The sequence below is a fragment of the Streptomyces spiroverticillatus genome (assembly GCA_014650415.1).
Classification (GTDB): domain Bacteria; phylum Actinomycetota; class Actinomycetes; order Streptomycetales; family Streptomycetaceae; genus Streptomyces; species Streptomyces spiroverticillatus.
In genome coordinates this window covers 1-22,832 of sequence record BMUX01000037.1, presented here as the reverse complement: position 1 = coordinate 22,832, position 22,832 = coordinate 1, and the positions used below count along the sequence as shown (strand labels likewise).

The following is a 22,832-nucleotide window of genomic DNA, read 5'->3' as shown; positions in this document are numbered from 1 at the left end:
TGACACCGTCGGGCGGGCCGGCCGGCAAGCCCACTCCCCGGCCCGAGCCGTTGCGGCCGTCCCCGGCTCACCGCCTGCCCCTGTGGTGGGGTGTTCGCCTTCGTACCAGCGCTGTTGCGAGTGGTGGAGGCAGCATCGGGAACGGTGGTGCGTCGGGTTGGCCAGTCGTCAGGGATGCCCCCTCGGCCCAGGGTCCGGGCCGAGGCCGGGCGGAGGCCAGGAGGGAAGCCACACGAGGAGGGCCGGGTCGAGGCGTTCACGGCACTTCCGGCTCCGTTGCCGCCGACGAGCGCGCCGCGGGGGTGGGCTCGGAGGGGGGCGGGGTGGCGCGGCGGCTGTGGAGGTTGTGGGTGATGACCGCGCCGAGGGTGACGGCGACGCCGACGAGTTCCCCGATGACGGGCCGGTGCCCACGGAACGCCTCGATGGTGAACGCGGTGAGCGGTACGAGATTGATGAACAGCACGGCATTCCCCGGTCCGAGAGTGCGTGTGGCGTGGTTGAAGGCCAGGATCGCCACAGCTGTGGCCGGAAGCGCCATGTAGAGGATCTGCCACCAGCTCGCCACGTACGAGGAGGGGCCGGGCGAGGGTATCCAGCCCGCCGCACCCGCGACGAGAGTGGCCGCGCCGATGGTGACAGTGCCCAGGACGCTGGTGACGGTTGTGTAGCGGAGCGCGGAGAAGCCGGGGAACGAAGCGGCGCTGGTGGTGTAGACGACCCAGCCGACCACGCCGAGGAGTATGAGCAACGAGCCCGGGCCCACTCCGCCGGTCAGGACTGCCAGAGGGTTTCCCTTGCCGAGGACGGTGGCGACGCCGACCAGTGCGAGCAGGACCAGACCGAGGATGCTGGCGGTCGGGCGAGTTCCGGTGCGGACCCACACGACGAACACCGTGAGGGCCGGCATCGTCGCCATGAGCAGGGAGGCTGTGGGAGCAGGTGTGGACTGCAGGCCGACGTACGTCAGAAGGTTGAAGGCGGCAAAGCCGAGAGATCCCAGACCCCACAGAACGAGCAGGTTTCCTTCGGTGCCAAGGGCGGCAAGGCCCTCACGAACGAGCAGGGCGATCACGAAGACGGCCGACCCGAGAAGGAACCGGGCAAGGGTGAGGTGAAAGGGGTCGAGATGGCCGAAGGCCGACTTGGCCACGGCGAACATGCCTCCGAAGGAGAGAGCCGTTGCCAGGGCCGCGGCGACGGCACCGGCCTTCCCCTTCGCCTCCGGGGTGTTCTCGTGGTGCATGGTGTCTCCGTTGCGTGGTCTTGATCTGAGGTCTGGGGGTCGGTCACGGTGTCAGGGCGCTGCCGCACGCGGCGCTGTTCACCGGCTGCGTCGTCGGGCCCGCGGCAGGTGGCGCGGAGCCGCGTCCGGTGCCGGCAGTCGTGGGCGGGTGTTGAGCGGCTCAACAGTCCGCGTCCGGCAGCCGGAAGTGCCGGTTGTCTTTGAGGCGGTCACGAGACCGACCGGCAGGAGGGGCGGTAGGTCCGTCCTGCCCCGGCGTCCGGCCGACCGGATCCCCTCCGCGCAGTGGCCCACCGGCCCTGTGCGGCCACTCGGTCCCACCTCGGCCGAAGCACTACCTGGTGCTCTTGCGGGCCTTCCAGTGGTCTCGCTGGAGGGCGATCCAATAGGGCAGGACGGAGAACAGAACCACTGCGCGCGTCACGATGCGAGAGCGATCGGGGCGCTGGGCACGGGTCTTCTTCGGCACGGGAGCCTCCTGGGTCCGGTTACGGGTAGATGCGGGGAACAGCGGTCGTCGGGCGCCTGGTCGGGCGCCACCTACGCGGTGAAGGTCGTGCGCCATCCACGCGTTGACATGCCGGTCGGTCGTGTTCGTGTGGCTCAAGTCGTACGCCGTCTGACGTTTCGTGCGGTGGCACGTCGTCCGCGCCGTCGAGTCGTGCGCGGAGATCGCCACCGACCGGCAGGGGCCTCGACCGGCTCTCGGCCGGTTCGCGTTTCCGACTGCCGAGGGGCACGACCCCCGGAGAACGTCAAGCAGTACGAGCGCCCTTCGCGCACACCGGAGCGACGCGCTCGCTCCCGGCGGTCTGCCCCTCCGCCCTCAGTTGTTCCAAAACGCGGCGGAACACGGCGACGTCCTGGGCGCCCTGGGCGATGTACCTGCCGTCGAAGACGAACGTCGGTACGGACCGGATGCCCAGGTCCTGAGCGAGCCGCAGCCCCTCTCGCACCTCGGCCGCGCCGGTGTCACCGGCGAGAGCGGTCCGCACGCGGTCACGGTCCATTCCCGCCTGGGCGGCGAGTGCGGCCAGTGTCTCCCGGTCCGCCGTGTCGCCGCCGTCGGTGAGGTAGGTGCGCATGAGCGCGTGTTTCACGTCGCGCTGGGTGGCCGCGCCGTATTCGTGCTCCGCCAGCCACAGGAGTCTGTGTGCGGTAAAGGTGTTCACGGCCAGAGCCCGTTGCAGGTGGAGCTTGAGGCCCTCCGTCGAAGCCACGTCGGCAACGGCCGCCTGTCTGTCCCGGAAGGCGGTCCCGTAGCGGTGGACGTAGTAGTCGAGCAAAGGCTGGGGCTCCTCCGGCAGGCCGGGGTTGAGCTGGTAGGGACAGTGCAGCACCGTCGTCCCGTGCATCCCGGCGTACTCACTCAGCGCGCGCTCGAAACGGACCTGCCCCACGTAACACCAGGGGCAGGCGATGTCGCTGAATACTTCCACTCTCATGCTGGTAGCTCTTCCGTCGGGTTCTTGTCTCGTGTGCGGGCCACGGCGGCGGGCAGCGCCCGGTGGGACATCGGCGACTGCCTCAGCGCAGGGATCTCTGCCATCGACACTTCGAGTCCGTGAAGCCAAGGCGTCCTGGGCCGGGACACGGGGAGGGGCAAGGTGTCGGCTGTGCGCGTTCACCAGGAGCCCCTTGTTCCTGATCCCGACACCTGCGCTCCGGCAGGGTTGCCGGAGTAGCCGTGCGGCCGGGCGCGGATGCCGGCCGCACGGCAGGGGTCAGCGGGTGGCCCGGTACGCCTGGTTGATGACGTCCGTGACCGCGTCGGGACGACTGACCATGACGGCGTGCGAGCTGTTGACCTCGGTGACGTGGGCGCCCGCGCGCTTGGCCATGAAGCGTTCCAGGCTGGGGGCGATGGCCCGGTCCTGCCGTGCCACCAGCGCCCAGGAGGGCACGGTCTTCCAGGCGGCGTGCTTGGCGGGCTGGCCGAACGCCTCTGCGGCCACGGGGCGCTGGGCGGCGGCCATCCGGCCCGCGACGTCGCGGCGTACGTCGGCCGCGAACGCGGCGCGGAACTTCGCCGGGTCGAGCGAGATCTCCCACCGGGCGCTCCCGTCGGGACGGGTGAACTGGAAAGCCTGCTGAGGCAGTTGCGGAACCGTGGGATCGGCGTGCTGCTCAAGCAGCCCGCCCAGCGCCTCACCCCGGTCGGGGGCGAACGCCGCGATGTAGACGAGGGCCTTCACCTCCGGCACCCCGGCGGCCGCATTGGTGATGACCGCGCCCCCGTAAGAGTGGCCGACCAGGATCTTCGGCCCCTTGACGCCCTTCAACTGGGCCGTCAGGTAGGCCGAGTCGTAGTCGAGACCACGCAACGGATTGGCCACCGCCTGGACGGCGAAACCCCGGTGCCGGAGCTGCTGGGCCGTGTCATTCCAGCCCGACGCATCTGCGAACGCCCCGTGCACCAGCACCACTGTCGGCTTCGCCGAGGGCTTGTGTCGATCCCCGGCGCTCAGGGCCACGGTGGTGGTCGAGGTGGTCGAGGGCGTCGCGGAGGCGATGGAAGCGACGACGGTGAGGGCCGCGGCGCTCACCAGCGTCATACGGACGCTGTTCTTCAGGACGGACATGGAATTCCTTAGCAGGTACGGTGCGACGGATGGCCACACGATGGCCCGCGGACGGTGCGGATTTGGGTGCCGACCGCGGGAGGGGGAGTCAGTGGTGGTGAGCCGCGGTGGAGATCAGGTCGACGATCGCGTCCGCGCGGTGGAGCATCGCAACGTGTCCGGTGGGAACCTCCACGACGGTGGCGCCTGCGCGGGCAGCCATCTCGCGCTGCCCGTCGGCCGGGATCATCCGGTCTGCGGTGGCGACGACGAAGTAGGAGGGAAGGGTCTTCCAGGCCGGAGGACCGGCGGGTTCCGTGAGTGCGGCGAGCGTGATCGGCCGCTGGGCGACGGCCATCGCCGCGGCAGTCGCCGTGTCGACGTCGGGGGCGAACACGGCCCCGAACCGGTCGGGTTCGACGATCAGCTCGATGTTCGGCGCACCGTCGGGGTCCGAGGCCTGTCCAGGCAGGAGAGGGAGGGGCAACGGACGGGAGATCTGCGCGGCGGGGCCGCCGTACTTGGCGTCCAGGGAGCCCGCGCTCTCGCCCTCGTCGGGCGCGAAGGCGGCGACGAAGACGAGCGCGCAAACATTGCCCGCGCCGGTGGCCGCCTCGGAGATCACCGCACCGCCGTAGGAGTGGCCGACCAGGATCACCGGCCCGGACACACTGGTGAGAAGCGAACGCAGATAGGCGGCGTCGTGCGCCAGTCCGCGCAACGGGTTGGCAACAGCGATCACGAGATGGCCCCGCTCCAGGAGGAGGCGGGTCACCGCGTCCCAACTGGAAGCGTCGGCGAACGCTCCATGGACCAGGACGACCGTGGGCTTGTTCATCGGGAGGTGCCTTTCCGAGAGGGACACGTCGAGAAAGCGGTGAGTGCGGAAGGTGTGCTCGGCGTCGGACGCGACGCACGGACCGTCACGGCGCACGGCCGACGTACGAGGCGCGGCTGACGAGAGGTCAGCGGTCTCCGGAACGACCGCGACGACCTCACTGTGCTGGCACGACTCAAAATCCGCTGAACGCTCGCCGAACGTGGTCGTGGGCCTCAGCGAGGCGGCTGTTGCCGAGAGCTGATCGTCCAGCGATTACGTACCGTAGGCGGTATGAAAGAAAGACCGCGGGACCGCTCGCACGCTCGGAAAGTGCTTTCAGCCGCTGTGGGAGCACTGCTCGTCGCATTGATCGTCGCGGAGGGGGTGGACGCCGGGTACCTCCCGGTCGGCGTCGCCATCGTGCTCTGCGGAACCGCCGGGGTGGCCGCGCTGATCGTCCCGGCGCACAGGCTGTGGCCGGTGGGGATCCTCACAGTCGTCGCCTCGTGCGTCTTCTCCTCGGTGAGCACCCAGTTGAGCCACCGCCCCCCGCACACGCCGGGCACGGTGGAGACCGGTGTCATGATGTTGCTCGTCGTGCGTGCCGTTCGCTTCCTGCCGCCCCGCACCATGGTTCCGCTGGCCGTCGGAGCCTGGGCGGCAGCGCTGTTGGTGAACCTCCGGATGCCGGAGTACGAGTGGCCGAAGTTCACCAAGTTCGTCGGCCCGGGGCTGGTCCTGTGCGGCGTGCTCATGCTGATTCTCGGCATGTACCTGCGTCTGCTGGACACTTCCCGACTACGCGAGCAGCAACACCACTTGCAGACGCAGCGACTCGAACACGCTCGTGATCTGCACGACTTCGTCGGTCACCATGTCAGCGCGATCGTGGCGCAGGCGAAAGCGGCTCGGTTCATCACGTCGTCGGGTCGGCCGCTGCCGACGGACGAACTCGACCGCATGCTGGCGGCGATGGAGGAGGCTGGCTCTCAGGCAATGGAGTCGATGCGCACCATGGTCGGCGTCCTGCGCGACCCCGCCGACGTGCAGGCCGGCGGATCCGGCGGCGACCTGACCGAGCTGCGGGTGCTCGCCGACGCGCTTGCACGCGGCGGCCCTGAGGTCGAGCTGAGCGTGGCACCGGATCTCGTGGCGCACGGACTGCCGCCGCACCTGGCCAAGGCGATCCGGCATGTGGTGCAGGAATCCCTCACCAACGTCCGCAAGCACGCCGAGAACGTGCAACGGGTACGCATTCAGGTGCGCAGGCTCCCGCGGAATCCCGCACGGCTGTCGGTCACCGTGACCGACGACGGTCGCGGTCATCGCATCGACAGGACCGGCTCTTCCGGGCCGGTGGGAGGCTTCGGCATCCTGGGGCTCACCGAACGGGTCGAGGCGCTCGGCGGCACTCTGAGCGCCGACGGCGGGAGCGGAACAGGGTGGACGCTGCACGCGGAACTCCCCTTGGCCGAGGGCCCGTCGTCCCGTGCCCGGGCCGCCGTGCCCGCACGCAGGTTCGTCACCGCGGCGGGAAACCGGACCCCGTGAAGATCCGTGTACTGATCGCGGACGACCAGGAGATGCTTCGCTCCGCCTATCGGATGATCCTCGGCTCACAGCCCGACATGGAGGTCGCCGGGGAAGCCGCCGACGGACGCGCTGCCGTGGAACTGGCACGCGCCCTGCGACCGGACGTGTGCCTGCTGGACATCCGCATGCCCGTCCTGGACGGGCTCGACGCGACACGGCTGTTGGCGGGGCCGGAAGTCGCGGACCCGGTCCGGGTCGTCATCGCCACCACCTTCGACCTCGACGAATACGTGTACGCGGCACTGCGCCACGGGGCCAGTGGGTTCCTGCTCAAGGACTGCTCCCCCGCGCTGCTGGTCGAGGCGGTGCGGGCCGCCGCTGCGGGCGACTCCCTCATCTCTCCGTCCGTCACGGTCCGGCTGCTCGGTCACATGGCGTCGGGGAACACACCCACCAGGGAGACGTCTTCGCAGGCGGCGACGGGAGCGCCGCCGCTGGAACCGCTCACGCCGCGCGAGCTCGACGTCGTCCGGCTGGTCGCGCGCGGGCGCACCAACGAGGAGCTGGCGGCCGAGCTGTATGTGAGCCTGTCGACCGTCAAGACCCACCTGGGCAACGTCCAGCGCAAGCTCAGCGCCCGCAACCGTGTCGAGATAGCCGCATGGGCGTGGGAGAACGGCCTCGTCTCATCCGCGCGGTCGTGACGCACCGCACGACTCCGGCAGCTCGCCTCGGAGCCGTGCGGTGTGTCCGGGGGCCTAAGGGTGTCCGCGGGCCTCCCCGAGCGCGTCGAGATGGCTGTTCGTCCACTCGCTGTACAGGGCCGCACCTCGGGACGCGGCGAACGCCTTTGCCTCCCTGAGCACTTCACGGGCGCGCTGTCGATCCCCCGCCGACGCGTGCGCGAGGGCCAGATCGATCAGCACTGGCACCAGTTCGAGCTGCGTCTCGCTGCGCCTCATGTGGTCCGCGGCCTCCTCCAGCAGGGGCAGGGTGCGTTCGTCGTCGGCGGCGAGTGCGACCGCTCGCCGGGCCAGGCCCAGGGTGCGGGGCGTGTTCCAGCGCTGGGCCACGACCATTTCGGCGGCTGCCAGTTCCCGGGCGCGCTCATACTCGCCTGTCTTGACCAGCTCTACTGCTGCTGCGCTGCGCCACGGCATGTACCCGGGATTGTGCAGGTTCCAGGCGGCGAGGCGTCGCCCGCAGTCAAGGAAGTGCGCCGCCGCCTGCCGGGCGTCGCCCCGTGCCGAACACACCATTCCGCGCACGTACTTGACCACGGTCAGTTCCCACGAGTGGGGGTTGGCATGCCCGGTCGCCTCGGTCAGCCACCGGTCGGCCTCCTCGATCCGGCCCAGCCCCAGCAGGGCGTGCGCGTACTGGGCGACCAGCGCGGTGGGTCGCCGGACGGACTCGTCGAGCGGCACGGTCGCCACCAGCGCGCACTCCTTCAAGGCGGACCGGTAGTCGCCCCGGCGCAGCAGCACCTCGGTGCGGAGCACGAGGCGGTAGAGGTCCACCACGCCGAAGTAGCGGTCGTCGCGCCGGTCGCAGAGTTGCCAGGTGAAAGAGAGGTCCTCGGCCCACAGAGCGAGGTGAGCCAGGATGCCGACCAGTTCCCGGGGCAGTTGCTCCCACCCCTGGTCCTGCGCCAGTTCCGACGGGAAGCGGGCCAGGGCGTCCTGCGCGCTGCACCGGACCCCTGAGGCGTCGTCCCAGGCGAGGATCCCGCCCGTGATCAGGCCGCCCGCGTCGGGGTCCACCGCCCGCTCGGCGCGCAGCCGTCGGACGAAGTCGGACCAGGTGTCGTACGTGAGGGCCGCGACGGTCCACCAGGAGGCCCGCAGGGCCGTGGCTGCTGCCTGATCGCGGCGGGCGGTCTCTTCGATCACCTCCTCGACGAGCGCCGCCGCCTCGGCCTGCCGCTGCTGGCCGGCCATGGTCCACGCCAGCGGAACCAGCGCCACCGGCGCCATTCCCTGGGCGCGCTGGAGCCGCAACGCCTCTTCGAAGTGGGCCAGCGCCGCTGCCGGGTTGATCCACATCTCCAACTGTCCGAGGCGGACGAGAACGGCGTCGCGGGACTGGGGTGCGACGATCCGCAGCGCGGCCTCCAGATGCTCCAACGCCTCCCGGAGGAGGTTTTCGCGCAGGCACTCGTCCGCGGCGTCCGTGAGCACCACGGTCCAGGACGACCACTGCGGTCCGTTCAGACCGCGCAGGTACCGGGCCACCTGTCGGGCGCTGTGTCCCGACACCCGGGCCTGCTGTGCGGCGGCCACCCGGATCTCGTCGACGTCCTGCGGGGCCGACAGCCGCCGCAGCGCGTTGGCGACCAGAGGATGCGGGAGCGCGACCGGATTCGCGGCGGCCAGCATGCCCACCGTGCTCAGCAGCTCGCACCGGTCCTGCACGGCCGCCGTCGGCTCCTCGCACGCGGCTGCCAGGACTTCCATGGGAACGGGGTCGCCGCTCTGGAGCACGGCCAGGGCCCGCAGCATCCGCACGCCCTCCTGCGAGTAGCGGCCCAACATCTGTGCCAGGGCCCGTGAGTAGCGGCCGGCGGGCAGATGGGGCGGCAGCTTCCGCGGGTCCCGGAGCGTGGTCAGGTCCGTGACGAGCGCGACGACGAGCAGCGGCACGCCGGCCGTGGCCAGGTGGATCTCCCGTCCAAGCGCATCAGGGCACGCCAGGCCCGTCCCACGCGTGAAGAGCTCGGCGACAGCCGGTTCGTCGAGTGCGCTGAGCCGTAGCACCGCGGTGGCCGCCGCTTCCACCGCGGACTGCCAGGCAGCGGCCTCCGCGTTCCAGGGACGCTCGTCCACCGCCAGTACGAGCAGAACGCGCGAGGTGCGCAGGCGCCGTGCCAGGGTCGACAGCAGACGGGAGGACCGTTCCCCGCTCGTGGAAGCGTCGTCGACGAGGATCACCAGTGGACGGTCGCCGTCCGTCGCGAGCCGGCACACCAGCTCGGCCACTTCGCCGACGGTGGGCCGGTGCGGTCCGGCGGCAAGGGCAGTGTCTGCACCGTCCGGCCCGAGTTGTTCGAGGATGTCGCCCACCAGCCCGAGCGGGCGGTCGGCATGGGCGTCCGGGTGCGAGTGGACGCGGCGGGCGGACGGCACCCGGCGTGCCACTTCTTCCAGCAACCGGGACTTGCCGTGTCCCGGATTGCCCGAGACGACCACCAGCCCGCCGTCGCCCCCTGCGGCGCGGCTCACGAGGGCAAGGATGCGCGCCAGTACGGAGTCCCGGCCGGGCAGCGGCTGTCGAATGCCGGCGGGCTCCATGCGTTCAGGGGCGGGTTGGGACGGGGGCGCGGTTATGGATGCGGGGATCGGAGCCCGTACCGGTACTTGTGCCGCTGCCGGAGTGGGGCGCACGGACTTCGGCGGCATCCTGTGGCCGGAGACGAGGGTGACCGGCTGTGCGGGTGCCACGGCCACAGGCTGCCCCGCCAGAATCAGGGCGTGCAGACTGCGCAGTTCGTGGCCGGGGTCCACGCCGAGTTGATCCGCCAGAAGTCGGCGAGCGGCGGTGTAGACCTCCAGCGCCTCACTCTGGCGCCCGTGCAGGTGCAGCGCGCGCATCAGCAGGGCGCGCAACCGCTCCCGCAGCGGGTGCTCCGTGGTCAGGGCGCGCAACTGGTCGATCGCCTGATCGAACCGGCCGAGCGCGATCATGACGTCGATGCTGTCCTCCAGCACCGCGAGGCGTCGTTCCGCCAGGGCGTCGCGCCACCGGGCCGCGTGCGGCCCTGGCACTCCTGCGAGCGGCTCGCCGCGGTACAAACGCACGGCCTGGGTGTACGCCCGGTGAGCCTGGGGCAGATCGGCCCGGCCACGAGCCCGTTCGGCCTCGGCCACCAGCCGGTCCAGGGTGCCCAGGTCGGTCTGCGCGTCGGCGATCCGCAGCTGGTAGCCACCGTGGCCGGACAACAGGACGGCCGAAGGCGTCCGGGGCTTTCGATCGGGCTCCAACACGCGGCGCAGTCCCGCCACATGCGTCTGGATCACCGCCACGCCGCTGGCCGGAACGTCCTCTTCATAGAGCGCGTCCAGCAGGGCATGGGCCGACGTCCACTGCCGACGCCGGAAGACCAGGGCGCACAGCACCGCCCGCCGTTGCGGAGGGCCCAGGCTCAGGTATTGGTCACCGCAATGGGCCTCCACCCCGCCGAGCAGGGTGAGGCGCACCTCGCCCGGCACGTCCCGGCTTGCCTCGACGTGGCCCATCCAGCCGCCTGAGAGATACCCCCTCTGCCTCTCTTTCGGAGTGAGTGGAACCTTACTGACCAGGGAAAACACACTCGCCCGGGAGTTCTGCGCGGATCGCTTCCCGGCCTGCTCGCGGTGGCGTCCCTCCGCTGCGCTGCGCCCGTTCACTCGGCACCGACCGCGGTCAGGATGTCGGTGCGGGCGGCACGCCTGGCGGGCCACAGCGAAGCCACCACTCCGGCGAGCGCGGCGAGGGCGAGGAAGAACAGCAGCCTGCCGACGGGCAGTTCGTGAGTGTAGCCCGGCAGGTCGGCGGAGATCAGCTCGCCTCCGGCCCAGCCCAGGAAGACGCCGAGCGCGATGCCCACCAGGCCCCCGAACACCGCCAGGAACAGCGACTCCAGGCGCACCATGCGGCGTACTCCCCCGCGGTCCAGGCCAAGGGCGCGCAACAGCCCGATCTCCCGCTGCCGTTCCGTGACGGACAGGGCGAGGGTGTTGACGATGCCCAGCAGCGCCACCGTCACGGACATCGCCAGCAGGCCGTAGAGCAGGCCGAGCATCCGGGTGACGCCGCGGGCGGCTGCCTCGGACAGGTCGGCTCCGCTCTCGATCCGTACGGCCGGACTGTCGCCGAGGGCGTGGGCAAGTGCGCGGGCGGTACGGGCGCCGGAGCCATCGGCCGTCGTCACCAGGACCTTGTCGAGCGACGGACCGGCGGGAGCGGCTCCCAGCGAGGCCGGTTCCGCGATGAAGTCTCCGACCAGGCTGTTGGATTCGTACACCCCTGCCACGGTGAACTCCGTCCGGGTGCCGTCGGCGAGGCGGACGGGCAGCCGGGTGCCCGCGCTCCACCCGCCGGCCTTCGCCTCGTGGCCGGAGACCAGGATGCGCGTACCGCCGAAGGCGTCGAGTGAACCGCTGGTGAAGCGCAGCCGCAGTTGATCGCGGACGGTGCTCGCGGCGGCCGAGGTGAGGAACCGGTGGGCCCCGCCGATCTCTGCCTGCGCATCGTGCAGCGCGCCGATCCGAGTCACCCCGGGAGCCGTGCGCAGGAGCGGTTCGACGTCGGGGCCCAGCACGCTGAGGTCTGCCATGGAGACCACGTAGTCCGCCTTCAGCACCGCGGCGGCCTGCGCGTCGGCGGCCTTCTGACCGCCCGCACCAACCATGGTGAGGGAGGTGACCAGGCCGAGTCCGATGACCAGCGCGGAAGCCGTGGCCGCCGTACGGCGCGGACTACGCAGGCAGTTGCGGGCCGCCAGTTCCCGGACCGAACGGGCGGTGGACCACAAAGGCCGAGCCAGGGCGACGGCGGGACGGACCAGAACGGGCAGCAGCACGACGCAACCGGCGGTGACCGCCATGGCGCCCAGCGTCATGAGGAGGATGCCGTCTTCCGTACGGGTGAGGCCCAACGAACCGAGGACCGCGGCGACTCCGAGGGCGGCCACGAGCGCGCCGACCGCCGTGCGCAGGGCCTTCTGACGGGTGCCCACGGGGGCGAACACCTGAGTCATGACGGCGACGGGAGGCACTGTGGCTGCGCGCCGGGACGGGAGCCAGGACGCGAGGACCGTCGTCGTGACCCCAGTGACCACGGGCACGGACAGCGCGTACCACGGCACGTCCAGCGGGCCGTTCGCCCCCAGGGGCAGGCTTCCCGCCGATGCGACGAACGGTCCCAGAGCGGCGGCGATCCCGACGCCGAGGGCCAGGCCCGCCAGAGAGGCGACGAGCCCCACCAGCCCCGCCTCGGTGAGCACTTGGCGGGTGACCTGGCGGCGCTGCGCTCCGAGGGCGCGCAGCAGGGCGATCTCCCTCGAACGCTGGGCGACGAGCATCGTGAACGTGTTGGCGATGAGGAAGCAGGACACGAACAGCGCTACGGCCGCGAAGGCGAGCAAGGTGGTGCGCAGGCTGGCAGTGGCAGCCTCGATGTGCACCCTCTGGTCGTGGGCGAGCAGGCTCCCGGTGAGGGTTTGGGCATCGCGGGGGAGCACCTTGCGGACCTTTGTCTCCAGGTCCTCCTGGGACACTCCGGGCGCCGCCTCGACGTCCAGCTCGGTGAAGCGGCCGGGTGCGGTGAAGTGGCGCTGAGCAGTGGCGGTGTCGTACAGCACGAGCGTGCCGCCGGCGTTGACGGGGCCGTCGTCGGTGGTGAAGAGGCCGGTGATCCGTACGCGCAGACCGGGGCCGTCGACGGAGATGCGAGCGGTGTCACCGACGCGGTAGCCGGTACGCGTTGCGGTCCCCTCGTCGAGGGCGATCTCCCCGCGTCCGCTCGGGGGGCGGCCTGCGGTGAACGTGTGGCGCGGGTCCGATGCGCCGCTGCCGGCCTGGACGTCGTGGTTGGTCCCGAGGGTGGGTCCGCCGCGTTCGGCCGGGCGGCCGTCCTTGCCCGCGACGGCGGTGAACCCCGAGACGACGCCGGTGACCCGGGCCACCTCGGGCAAGCGCCGCAAGGCTTCCAGGGAGGCGGTGGAAAGTGTGGGTACGGATGCGGCGAGCGCAGCATCGGCACCCGGCCGAACCGCCACGTCGACGTGGGCGAAATCCTGTTGTGAGGCTCGGGTGAGCTGGGCGGAGACAGTGGCGGTGAAGACGAGGGTGCCGCAGACGAAGGCCGCGCCGAGCGCGACCGCGAGCATGGTCATCAGAAGTCTGGCTCTGTGCGCGAGCACATTGCGCAGGGCGGTACGGAACATGGAATGGCAGTCCTGATGGTGAAGGAGTGAGATGCGGGGTCCGGGGCTGCTAGCTGGTACGGCCCTTGGCGTCGAAGTCCTTCATCCGGTCCAGGACGCCGTCGGCGGTGGGCCGGAGCATCTCGTCGACGATGCGACCGTCGGCGAGGAAGACCACGCGGTCCGCGTAGGAGGCGGCGACCGGATCGTGGGTGACCATGACGACGGTCTGCCCCCACTCGCGCACGGAGCCGCGCAAGTGGCCGAGCACCTCAGCGCCGGAACGCGAGTCGAGGTTTCCGGTCGGCTCGTCACCGAAGACGATCTCGGGCTGGGAGGCCAGGGCCCGTGCGACGGCAACGCGCTGCTGCTGGCCGCCGGAGAGCTCGGACGGGCGGTGCTGGAGACGACCGGAGAGTCCGACCATCTCGATGAGCCGGCCGAGCCGCTCCGGGTCCGGCCTGCGGCCCGCGATGTCCATCGGGAGGGTGATGTTCTCCAGCGCCGTCAGGGTCGGCAGCAGGTTGAACGCCTGGAAGATGAAGCCGATCCTGTCCCGGCGCAGCCGGGTGAGCTGCTTGTCCTTCAGCGTGCCGAGATCGGTCTCGCCGATCCAGGCCGAACCGGAGCTGATCGAGTCCAGACCCGCCGTGCAATGCATCAGGGTCGATTTGCCCGAGCCCGACGGACCCATGATCGCGGTGAACTCGCCCCGGCCGAACTGGATCGAAACGTCGTCCAGGGCGACCACTCGGGTCGCACCCGAACCGTAGACCTTCGACAGGCCGACCGCACGTGCGACGGGCGTGGACGACGGCGACGCCGGCCCGGAGGCGGCAACAGGAGCGGACGGATGGTGGATCAAAGGAATTCCCCGGGAAGGTGCGGTCTTGGACCTCGATGGTCACCTTCAGGACGGGCGCCGCGTATCCACCGGAACACCGAGAGAGCGGCCCGCGCGCCTCGTCCGAAAGTTCGAGTCTCCGGACGCCGAAGCCGGAGCGGTTCACCACTCACCACCACACGGGGCGTCGGAAATCTGACTGCGGCCAGGCAACCAACGGGCCCCAGAAGGCGACGGAGCACCCATCACGAGCGCCAATCCACTGTGTCCAACCGCGCGACGAAGCACCGCAGGAAGAAGCCTGCGGTGCTTCGTCGCGCCCCCCCAGATGTCACCCGGAAATCACGAACCCCACGGACGCCGTCCGCCTCACAGCCCAAAACCCGGACATACATGACCGCACCGGACTGGAGGGACGCCCCTGGGCGCCTTGGCCTACTTATGCCACGTCGTGCCGAGGGAAGGGCCCAGGACGAGGACCGGAGCGTGTTCTGGCCCGTCAAAGCGGTATTGCAGGGTTTCTGCCGTCGTCTGAGTCACCCGTCCAAGCTGCCATCTCTCACTGACAGCCCCCGTACCCCTATCTGTTGTGGGTGCGGGGGCGCTGCTGTGCTGGTGCCGGGTGAGGTCAACGCCAGGGCAGAACCAGTGCCCGGGCTGGCAGATCAGACAGCGGACGGGGCAGCGGATTTGCCCGGCTGATCGCCATCACTGCTGGCGGTGAGCTGGGCGGCAAGTCCCCGGGCCAGGGCGCGGCGTCCGTCGGCGGGCATGTGGGTAATGGCTTCGTGGACCATGCTCTCGCGCTGCTCCCGGATGTGGTGCAGATGCCGCGCTCCGCCTCACGCACTGGCCCGTGATTTGCGGAAGAGGTATGCCGGATGCCGAGAAGAGTCGTGCCTTCAAACCCACGGACCCCGGCACATCGGCGAGAGAACTCAGGCGGGACGAGCGTGTACAACTCGACGCTCCTGCGCTGATCCTGGACGCAGTTGCTCCTGTTGGGGCCGGCACGTCGAACTCACGGGAAAGGGACCGCGATCGGGCGGACCAAGCCCCCGGTGTGTGCCACGCAGAGAGGAACCGAAAGGATCTCAGCAATCTGGTGTATTCGGAACTCGTCGCCAGGAAGCGGGTGTTTCGCCGCGGCGTGGGCTGAGTAATCTGCCCCCATGGACGACACCTCGACAACACCTTCGACCTGCGCCCAAGGCCGCTCTGTGCTCGGGGAAGAAGCGTCGTTCCTCAGCGATGCGGTGCGTGCTCTCGCGGAAGCCGGCAGGGATTGTGCTGCGAGCTCCCAGGGCCTGCTGCACCATGCCCTCGAAACAAGGGCGTCGGCCGAGAAATTCGTGCGCGCGGCGATAGCGGCCGAGCGCGCGCAGGGCTCTTCGTGGGAGGACATCGTCCGCATCACGGAGCAGCAGGACCGGATGGTCTATCGGACCTTTCGGCCTTGTCAATAGATTTCGAGGCAACTCGGGCCGGAGTCAGCAGAAAGCGATGAGAATCCTCTCGGCGATCAGCTCGTCGGCAGGACGATGTGCACGAGATAGGGGTGACCCCCGTTCGCCGTCACCGGTGTCTCGTGGTCCAGCAGGACCGCCACCGGGTCGTGTCCGAGGGAGCGCAGGGCGTCCAGGGGACGGGTCCACTGGGCACTGGGGCGTTGACGGGAGGTGTGATCCTCCTGCTCCGGGCGGACGGCCGCAAGGACGTCGGGAACGGAACTCCCGTCCGCGCGGGACCCGTTGCGGGTGAGGGCGCGCGCGACGGCGGAACGGGCCGCTTCGGTCAGGGTGGCGCCCGTGGCGAGGACGGTGTCCGCGGACATGGGGACGTCCTTGCTCGACTCCGCGTGAGGGGTGAGGGTGAGGGCGCAGGCGGGCAGGGAGAGCAGGTCGGTGAGGTCGTGCGCGGCGGGGTCGCCCGCGGCGTGCAGGGCGCGTAGCAGTTCCCCGGGCACGAGGACCGGCTCCCCTGGTACTCCGTGGGTCTCCTGGGTCTGTCGGGTCTGCTGGATCTCCTGGGTGAGCCGCAGCCGTGGCACACGGGTCGCGCGGGTGCCGAGGGCGCGGGCGATGAGTACCTCGCAGTGCTGCGCGAGACCCGCTTCGAGGGCACCCACCCAGGTGAGTCCCGCCGCGACGCCCACGGGTACCGAACGGCCGGACGCCGGTACGCTCACCCGGCGCAGTGCGCCCGTGGCCAGATCGAGGCCCCACACCGGGGGCGCGGCGGGGGCGCCGGAAGGACCGGCGGGCACCCGGCGTATCGCGGCCTCGGCGGCCGACGTGGCCAGGACGCCGAGGACCGCCCCGAGGCCGGGGGTCTCACCGGTCGCGTCGGCCCCGGCCTCGTTGCCCGGGTCGGAACCCTTTTCCGCGCCGGTCCAGCCGGTGCTGCGTGGCAGCAGATCGGCCGCCCGCTGCCGCACCGCGTGCGCGTCGACCGCGGGCCCGCCCGCCCGGGACAGGAACGCGGCCCGCGCCTCGGCCTCGGTCATGGCCGCCCGCGCGGGGGCCCACGCCCCGGTCCGTACGTCCGTCAGCTCTCCGGTGTCCATTTCCGGTCGCTCCTCTCCAGGGCGTTCATCAGGCGGCCCATGGAATCGAGGGAGGATATTCACCGGATAGACGCGGAGTCTCGGCCACTGGAACGGGCGGCTGAGGACCGCCCCGGAGACCTCAGTGCGCGCTCAGCACCAGGCGGCGGGCGTCGTTGCGGTAGCCGACTCGTTCGAAGGCGGCGGCCATCGGAGTGTTCGTCAGGTCGGTGTCCGCGCGGACCTTTTCCGGATCGGTTTCGGCGACCAGGATGCGAGTGATCTCGGTCAGGATGTCATCCACGTATGCGTGACCCCGGTGCTCGGGCAGCACGCCCAGGTAACCCACCACGGGGGAGGCGTGGTTGCGCGAGGGAAGGCCGAAACCGATCGCTTCGCCGTCGGGCGTGCGGGCCACCCGCCACCAGGACCGGTCCCCCGGCATGGTGTCACGGTAGAAGTCCACGTCCCCGCGGGCCTGCGCCTCGGCGCCGACGCTCTCGGCCTCCTTGCGCGAGTCGGTGTCGAGGGTGTCCTTCAGGACCCGGCGGAACAGGTCGACGAAGACCTCGTCGTCGGGTTCGGGCGTGAAGCGCAGGCGTCCGGCGGGCGCCGGGAGGGCGGTGTACGGGGTCCACTCGTAACGCAGCCGCTCCAGCGACACCGGGAGTCCGGCGCGGCGGGCCGCTTCCTGCCGCCAGGCCACGGCTTCGACGGTGTCGGGCCGTTCGTGCCAGTCACCCGGAAGGCTGAGGTGGTACTCGGGCGGGTTGCTCGCTCCGGCTTCGGCGAAGGCTGTGTGGGCGGCGGTGAGGAGTCCGGCGGCGAGAGCGGTGCGGTCGGCGGCGGAGCGGACGGATTCGTGGACGTACAGGCCGTCGAGGGCTTCCGGCAGGTCCGCCTCCGGGGCGGCGTCCGGGTCGCCCCACCAGACGGCGAGCGCCAGCAGAGTGCCGTCGGAGGCGTCGTCCTCGGCGATCCAGGTCCGGCCCGGGCGGTACTCGCCCGCACGGAGCCGGGTGGTGTAGGTCTCGGCGGTCGGGCCGCCTGCGGCGTCGGGGGCGATCAGGGGGAGGAGGCGCGGAAGGTCGGAGGGGAGGGANGCGGAAGTGCACGGTGGCTCCGGGGGGGGGAGTTGGGTCGTTGGTCGTTGGGGTCGAGTGAGCGGCAAGGGCGATGCGTCCGGCCGAGGTTGATCGAATCACCTTCCGGGGGCAGGCGGGGGCGGGGGCGGAGGGTGCGTCGGTACGGGGGCGGGCCGGTGCTGGGGGCGTCCGGCACTCGGGGGCGTGGGGCGCTGGGGGCCGCCCCCCTTGCCAGCCCTTCCCCACCCTCTCGGCTTCGCTCGAACAGGGGATGCCCCACTCGCCCCCCTTGGGCGGCCGGCTCCGCCGCCCAAGGGGGGCTACCGGCGGGGAGGGGGCGGGGGCAGCTTTGCCACCGTGAGGGGGGATGGTGCCCGGAGGGCAGCCATCCAGGGGCGCATTGCTGTGTCGATGTGCGGCTCCGCCGCGTGGGCGCGACCAGCCACCACCCCACCCACACGGGACAGAGCCCCCCACCCACCCGCACGCCGCACCGTTCCGGAACTAGCGCGCCGTCGCCGGTGGCGAGCCGGTCGTGACCTGCGGACCCGGCGACCCCGGCGCCCCCTCCTCCGGCGGCGGGTCGTCCGCGGGCAGCGCGGTCACCGTGTGGCGGCGCCCGATCAGCGCCGTCGCGGCGAGCAACAGACCGGTGAAGCACAGCAGCAGGGCGCTGCCCCGGTCGCGCGTCGTGCCCAGCAGGCGGCCCACGGTACTCGCGAGCGGACCGCCGGGGTCGACCAGGGGGGCGAACACGTTCGAGGCGAGCGGTCCGGCCACCAAGTAGCCGAGCATGATGCCGCCCTGGGTGAACATGCGCCGCAGTGCGAAGACCCGGCCCTGGGCCTCCGCCGCCACCGCTGACTGCCAGAGCACCTGGGCGCAGCTGCTGACCACCGGAAGACCGAGGAAGAAGACGAAGGCGGCTGCCGCCAGCGGGACGGGTCGCGGGAAGAACCCTGCCTGGAGCACCGCGACCCCGCTGACGAGGGTGGCGCCCGTGACCCACGGCAGCGGGCGGCGCGGGGTGCCCAGCACGGACAGCGCGACACTGCTGATCGCGAGACCGAGTCCTCCCGCGGTACTGACCATGGCGACGGCGGTGTTCTGGTCCGCCTTGGGGGTGGCGTTGAGGACCAGGGGCAGAAGCACGGCGGTGGCGGCGGCCTCGGCCGCGTTCAGGATGGTGACGAGCCGCAGGAGGTGCTTCAGTCCCGGCTGATGGGTGAGAGCCTTCCGCCCGTCCCTCAACTCGGCCCGCCAGCACGGGCGTTCAGTCCGCCTGCCGGTCCCGGCCGGGCCGCCGACGGGTTCGGGGAAGCGGGCGAACAGGAGGGTGAGCAAGCCCAGTCCGAACGAGACGACGTCGACGATCAGGACGGTACGCAGCCCGCCCGCGCCGAGCAGGACGGCGGCGAGCATGGGGCCGAGCAACTGAGCTCCGGCCAGGGCGGTCTGGGTCATGGCGCTGGCCCGGCCATGATGTGCGGGGCCGACCATGCCGGTGACGGCGGCGGCGAGCGCGGGCCATTGGAAGGCGGCGCAGCAGGACTCCACGACGATGATCGCGTACACCTGCCACACGGCGAGGTGACCGGTCGCCTGGGAGACGGCCAGGGCGACGGCGCCGAGCATGGCGGCGGTGTCCGCACAGAGCAGGACGGTGCGGCGGCGGTAGCGGTCCACGAGGATGCCTGCGGCGGGGGCGGCGAGCATGCCGGGGGCGAAGGCGAGAAGGAGACTGGTGGCGAACTGGGTGACGGAGCCGGTCTGTTGGTAGATCCAGAGACCGAGGGCGAAGCCGGAGACGCTGGAGCCGAGAGCGGTGATGAGGCGGCCGGCCCAGATGAGGACGAAGGTGGTCATGGGCGGTGTCCTGCAGGGGGTGGGGCGAGGGGCACGGGTGAACTCCGTTCGGGGGTGGCCCGGGGTGTGGGGTGGGCCGACGTGTGGGGTGGACCGGTGCGGGGGTGGGCCGGGGCGTTCAGGGGGCGCCGGGGGGCGGCCCCGCCGCCCAAGGGGGCTACCGGCGGGGAGGGGGCCGGGGCAGCCCGCCGCGGGCGCCCCGCGTACCGGGGAACGGCACAGCGCGCGCCCCCTCAGCGCAACCGCTCCGCGACCACCGGCCCGATCACCGCCAACGCCTCCGGCGTCGTGAACCGGCTGTGCGCGATGTCCAGAGCGTGGTTCTCCACCACCCCCTCTACGTACGGGGCCCACGCCTCCGCCAGCGACACACCGTCCGCCCCTCTCCCCGGCAGCGCCTCGAAGAAGAGCACGGGGCCCCGGTAGCGGCCCGGCTCCTCGCCCTGCGTGAGGGCGATGTTGTTCGCGGTGACCTTCACGAGCCGTCGCAGGGCCCCCGCGTCCAGCCCGCCCAGCACACTCCCCCGCTCCCGCAGCAGCCCCAGCACGGCCCCGGCCCCGGGAAGCCCCTCCCCGAGACCGTCCGGTCCGTCCGCCTCGACCGGCCCGGACTCACCGCCCGACGCCTCCAAGCCCTCCAGCTCCTCCAGCGGAAGCCCGTCCAGCGCCAGCGACAGGATCTCCGCCGCGCCGGGCCGCCCGGCATGGCGGTAACGCCCGGTCGGGTGCGCGTCGAGCAGCGCCAGCAGCCCCACCTCCTCCCCCGACTCCTGGAGCTGACGGGCCATCTCGTGCGCCACCGTGCCGCCGAAGGACCACCCGAGCAGGTGGTAGGGCCCGCTCGGCTGCACCTCGCGGATCAGCCGCAGGTAGCCGGCCGCCATCTCCGGTACGGAGGAGGGGAGTTCGCCGTGTCCGTCGAGCCCCCTGGCCTGGAGCGCGTACAACGGCCGGTCGCGGTCCAGGTGCCGCACCAGTCCGGAGTAGCACCAGCCGAGCCCGCCCCCGGGGTGCACGGCGAACAGGGGCTCACGCCTCCCCCCGGTCCGCAGGGCCAGCAACTGGCCGAGCCCATCGGCGGACTCGCCCGCCCCGGCGCCGGCCCCGGACCCGCCCCCGATCCGCTCCGCGAGCGCGGCGACGGTCGGAGTCTCGAACACGGCCCGCAGCCCGATCCGTACCCCCAGCTCGTCCTGGATCCGCGCGGTCAGCCGGGCGGCGAGCAGCGAGTGCCCCCCGAGGTCGAAGAAGTTGTCGTCGATCCCGACGTGCTCGACGGCGAGGGCATCCGCGAACAGCCCGCACAACACCTCCTCGCGCGGGGTGCGCGGCGCACGCGACGCGGCGGCCCCCGTCACCGCGCCCGGAACGGGCAGGGCCCGCCGGTCCAGCTTCCCGTTGGGGGTCAGCGGCAGCACGTCCAGCACCACCACCGCAGAGGGCACCTGATACGCGGGCAGGTGGGCCGCAGCGTGCGCACGCAGCTCCGCCGCGTCCGGCACCGCGCCCTCGGCAGGCACCACGTACGCCACCAGCCGCTGGTCACCGGGACTGTCCTCGCGCAGCACCACCGCCGCCTGTACGACGTCCGGGCGACCGGTGAAGTGCGTCTCCACCTCGGCCGGTTCGATCCGGAAGCCCCGCAGCTTCACCTGGTCGTCCGTGCGGCCCAGAAACTCCAGCCGTCCCTCCCCCGCCTCGTCGCACTGCCAGCGCCCCAGGTCGCCGGTCTTGTACATCCGCCCGCCCGGCTCACCGAACGGGTCCGGCACGAAGCGCTCCGCCGTCAGCCCCGGACGCCCCAGATAACCGCGGGTCACCAGGTCACCGGCGATGAAGAGTTCACCGCCCACGCCGACCGGCAGCACGCGCAGGAACTCGTCGAGCACGTACATCCGGGTGTTCCAGACCGGCCGCCCGATGGTGATCACGCCCGAGGGCGCGGCGTCTCCCGGTGCGATGCGGAACTCCGTGCAGCCGACGGTGGTTTCGGTCGGACCGTACTCGTTGATCACGGTGACGTCCGGGTGGCGGCGTCGCCACTCGTCCAGCACCTCGCCCATCAGGGACTCGCCGCCGAGCACGAGCTGCGCGCTGGGCGAGAAGCGGTCGGGCAGTGCCGTGAGCAGGGCCAGGTGGCTGGGGGTCGCCTTGACGAACGTCGGCCGGTCGCACTCCGCCGCGCCCGCCGCCTCGTCGTCCAGTTCGACGAGCTGGACGGTGCCGCCGCTGGTCAGCGGGGCGAAGAGGCCGGTCACGGTGAGGTCGAAGGAGACCGGCGAGTGGACCAGTGCCCGGCCGGACACGCTCCCGTACGCCTCGCGGGCCCAGGCCAGGTAGGCGTCCAGCGAGCGGTGCTCGACGACGACGCCCTTGGGGCGGCCGGTGGAACCGGAGGTGTAGATCACGTACGCCGGGTTGCGCAGCGACAGCGGTGCCGCGCGGTCGTCGTCGGTGAGGTCGTGGGCGGGCAGCGCGGCCAGGGCGGCCACCGTCTCCGGGGCGTCGAGGAGGACGTGCGGCTCGTCCGTGGCGGGCAGTTGGGCGCTCGCTCCGGCCGTGGTGAGCACACACAGCGGCCTGGCGTCGGCCAGGGTGTACGCGATCCGCTCGGCCGGGTGGGTGAGGTCGACCGGCAGGTACGCCGCACCCGACTTGAGCACGGCCAGTACGGCGACCAGGGTCTCCACCGAGCGCGGCACGGCCAGCGCGACGAGGCGCTCCGGTGCCGCGCCCCGGGCCACCAGGTGGCGGGCCAGCCGGTTGGCCGCGGCGTCGAGCTGCGCGTAGGTGAGGGCGCCGGTGTCGCTGACGACGGCGGTCGCGCCGGGGGTACGGGCTGCCTGGGCCGCGAAGAGTTCCGGCAGCGTGCGTCCCGGGAGGGCGTGCGACGGCCCGTTCCAGTCCTCGAACAGGGCCTTGCGCTCCCGCGGGGCGAACAGGTCGATGTCGTGCAGGGGGGTGTCGGGGTGGGTGGCGGCGCTGTACAGGACGCGCTGGAACTGGTCGGCGAGACGGGCGACGGTGGCGGGCTCGAAAAGGTCGGCCGCGTACTCGACGGTGACGGTCAGCCCGTCGGGCGTGCCGTCCCCGGCGTGCTGCTCGGTGACCGTGAACGACAGGTCGAACTTCGCCGCGCGGTCCGTCTCCCCGTCCGTGGACTCGTGGACGGGGACGTCAACGGTCCCGGTGATGCTCTGGAAGGTGAGGATCGTCTGGAAGAGGGGGTGGCGGTGCGGGGTGCGGGCGGGGTTGAGGGCCTCGACCAGCCGCTCGAAGGGCAGGTCCTGGTGCGACAGGGCACTCAGACCCACGTCACGGGTACGGCGCAGCAGCTCCGTGTGCGTGGGATTGCCCGAGGTGTCGGTACGCAGCACCAGCGTGTTCACGAAGAACCCGACCAGCCGGTCCAGGTCCGGATGCGGACG

13 protein-coding genes are annotated in these 22,832 nt (G+C 71.5%); 3 read left to right on the top strand and 10 right to left on the bottom strand.

All coding sequences use genetic code 11. The features are described 5' to 3' along the window. Nucleotides 1–256: 256 nt before the first annotated feature. The 4 genes from IE269_RS41440 to IE269_RS41425 form a co-directional block, all read right to left on the bottom strand. On the bottom strand, nucleotides 257–1,246 hold the full coding sequence (locus tag IE269_RS41440) for a DMT family transporter (protein ID WP_189828539.1): 990 nt from the start codon (nucleotides 1,244–1,246) through the stop codon (nucleotides 257–259). Between the two features lie 755 nt (nucleotides 1,247–2,001). After that, nucleotides 2,002–2,691, bottom strand: coding sequence for a DsbA family oxidoreductase (locus IE269_RS41435; protein WP_189828538.1), 690 nt, complete (start codon nucleotides 2,689–2,691; stop codon nucleotides 2,002–2,004). 279 nt (nucleotides 2,692–2,970) lie between these two features. Beyond that, nucleotides 2,971–3,828 carry an alpha/beta fold hydrolase gene (locus IE269_RS41430; protein ID WP_189828537.1) on the bottom strand — a complete coding sequence of 286 codons (858 nt, stop codon included), beginning with the start codon at nucleotides 3,826–3,828 and terminating at the stop codon, nucleotides 2,971–2,973. Nucleotides 3,829–3,916: 88 nt separating this feature from the next. Then, nucleotides 3,917–4,645, bottom strand: a complete 729-nt coding sequence (locus IE269_RS41425; RefSeq protein ID WP_189828536.1) for an alpha/beta fold hydrolase — start codon at nucleotides 4,643–4,645, stop codon at nucleotides 3,917–3,919. A 312-nt stretch (nucleotides 4,646–4,957) separates the two neighbouring features. Here IE269_RS41425 and IE269_RS41420 point away from each other — a divergent pair, with 312 nt between their 5' ends. Beyond that, entirely contained in the window at nucleotides 4,958–6,178 is a 1,221-nt protein-coding gene (locus tag IE269_RS41420; RefSeq protein WP_189828535.1) for a sensor histidine kinase, read from the top strand. A 32-nt stretch (nucleotides 6,179–6,210) separates the two neighbouring features. Continuing rightward, nucleotides 6,211–6,864, top strand: a complete 654-nt coding sequence (locus IE269_RS41415) for a response regulator (RefSeq protein WP_229898473.1) — start codon at nucleotides 6,211–6,213, stop codon at nucleotides 6,862–6,864. Nucleotides 6,865–6,918: 54 nt separating this feature from the next. On the opposite strand, the gene IE269_RS41410 is transcribed toward IE269_RS41415, so the two are convergent. The 3 genes from IE269_RS41410 to IE269_RS41400 form a co-directional block, all read right to left on the bottom strand. After that, the gene (locus tag IE269_RS41410) at nucleotides 6,919–10,395 is read right to left on the bottom strand and encodes an ATP-binding protein (RefSeq protein ID WP_189828533.1); all 3,477 of its coding nucleotides are present in this window, start codon (nucleotides 10,393–10,395) and stop codon (nucleotides 6,919–6,921) included. 146 nt (nucleotides 10,396–10,541) lie between these two features. Next, nucleotides 10,542–13,085 (bottom strand): ABC transporter permease, encoded by a 2,544-nt coding sequence (locus IE269_RS41405; RefSeq protein WP_189828532.1) that lies wholly within the window; start codon nucleotides 13,083–13,085, stop codon nucleotides 10,542–10,544. A 49-nt stretch (nucleotides 13,086–13,134) separates the two neighbouring features. Continuing rightward, a complete protein-coding gene (locus IE269_RS41400) occupies nucleotides 13,135–13,926 on the bottom strand; it encodes an ABC transporter ATP-binding protein (RefSeq protein ID WP_189828551.1) in 792 nt (263 codons plus the stop codon). Between the two features lie 1,154 nt (nucleotides 13,927–15,080). On the opposite strand from IE269_RS41400, the gene IE269_RS41395 reads away from it, so the two are divergent. Continuing rightward, nucleotides 15,081–15,374 carry a hypothetical protein gene (locus IE269_RS41395; protein WP_189828531.1) on the top strand — a complete coding sequence of 98 codons (294 nt, stop codon included), beginning with the start codon at nucleotides 15,081–15,083 and terminating at the stop codon, nucleotides 15,372–15,374. Nucleotides 15,375–15,430: 56 nt separating this feature from the next. On the opposite strand, the gene IE269_RS41390 is transcribed toward IE269_RS41395, so the two are convergent. From IE269_RS41390 to IE269_RS41375, 3 genes are all read right to left on the bottom strand, one after another. Further along, nucleotides 15,431–16,474 (bottom strand): hypothetical protein, encoded by a 1,044-nt coding sequence (locus IE269_RS41390; RefSeq protein WP_189828530.1) that lies wholly within the window; start codon nucleotides 16,472–16,474, stop codon nucleotides 15,431–15,433. Nucleotides 16,475–18,042: 1,568 nt separating this feature from the next. Further along, entirely contained in the window at nucleotides 18,043–19,404 is a 1,362-nt protein-coding gene (locus tag IE269_RS41380) for an MFS transporter (protein WP_189828528.1), read from the bottom strand. Nucleotides 19,405–19,637: 233 nt separating this feature from the next. After that, nucleotides 19,638–22,832, bottom strand: a 3,195-nt coding sequence (locus IE269_RS41375) for a non-ribosomal peptide synthetase (protein ID WP_189828527.1), incomplete at its 5' end; no start/stop codon positions are given.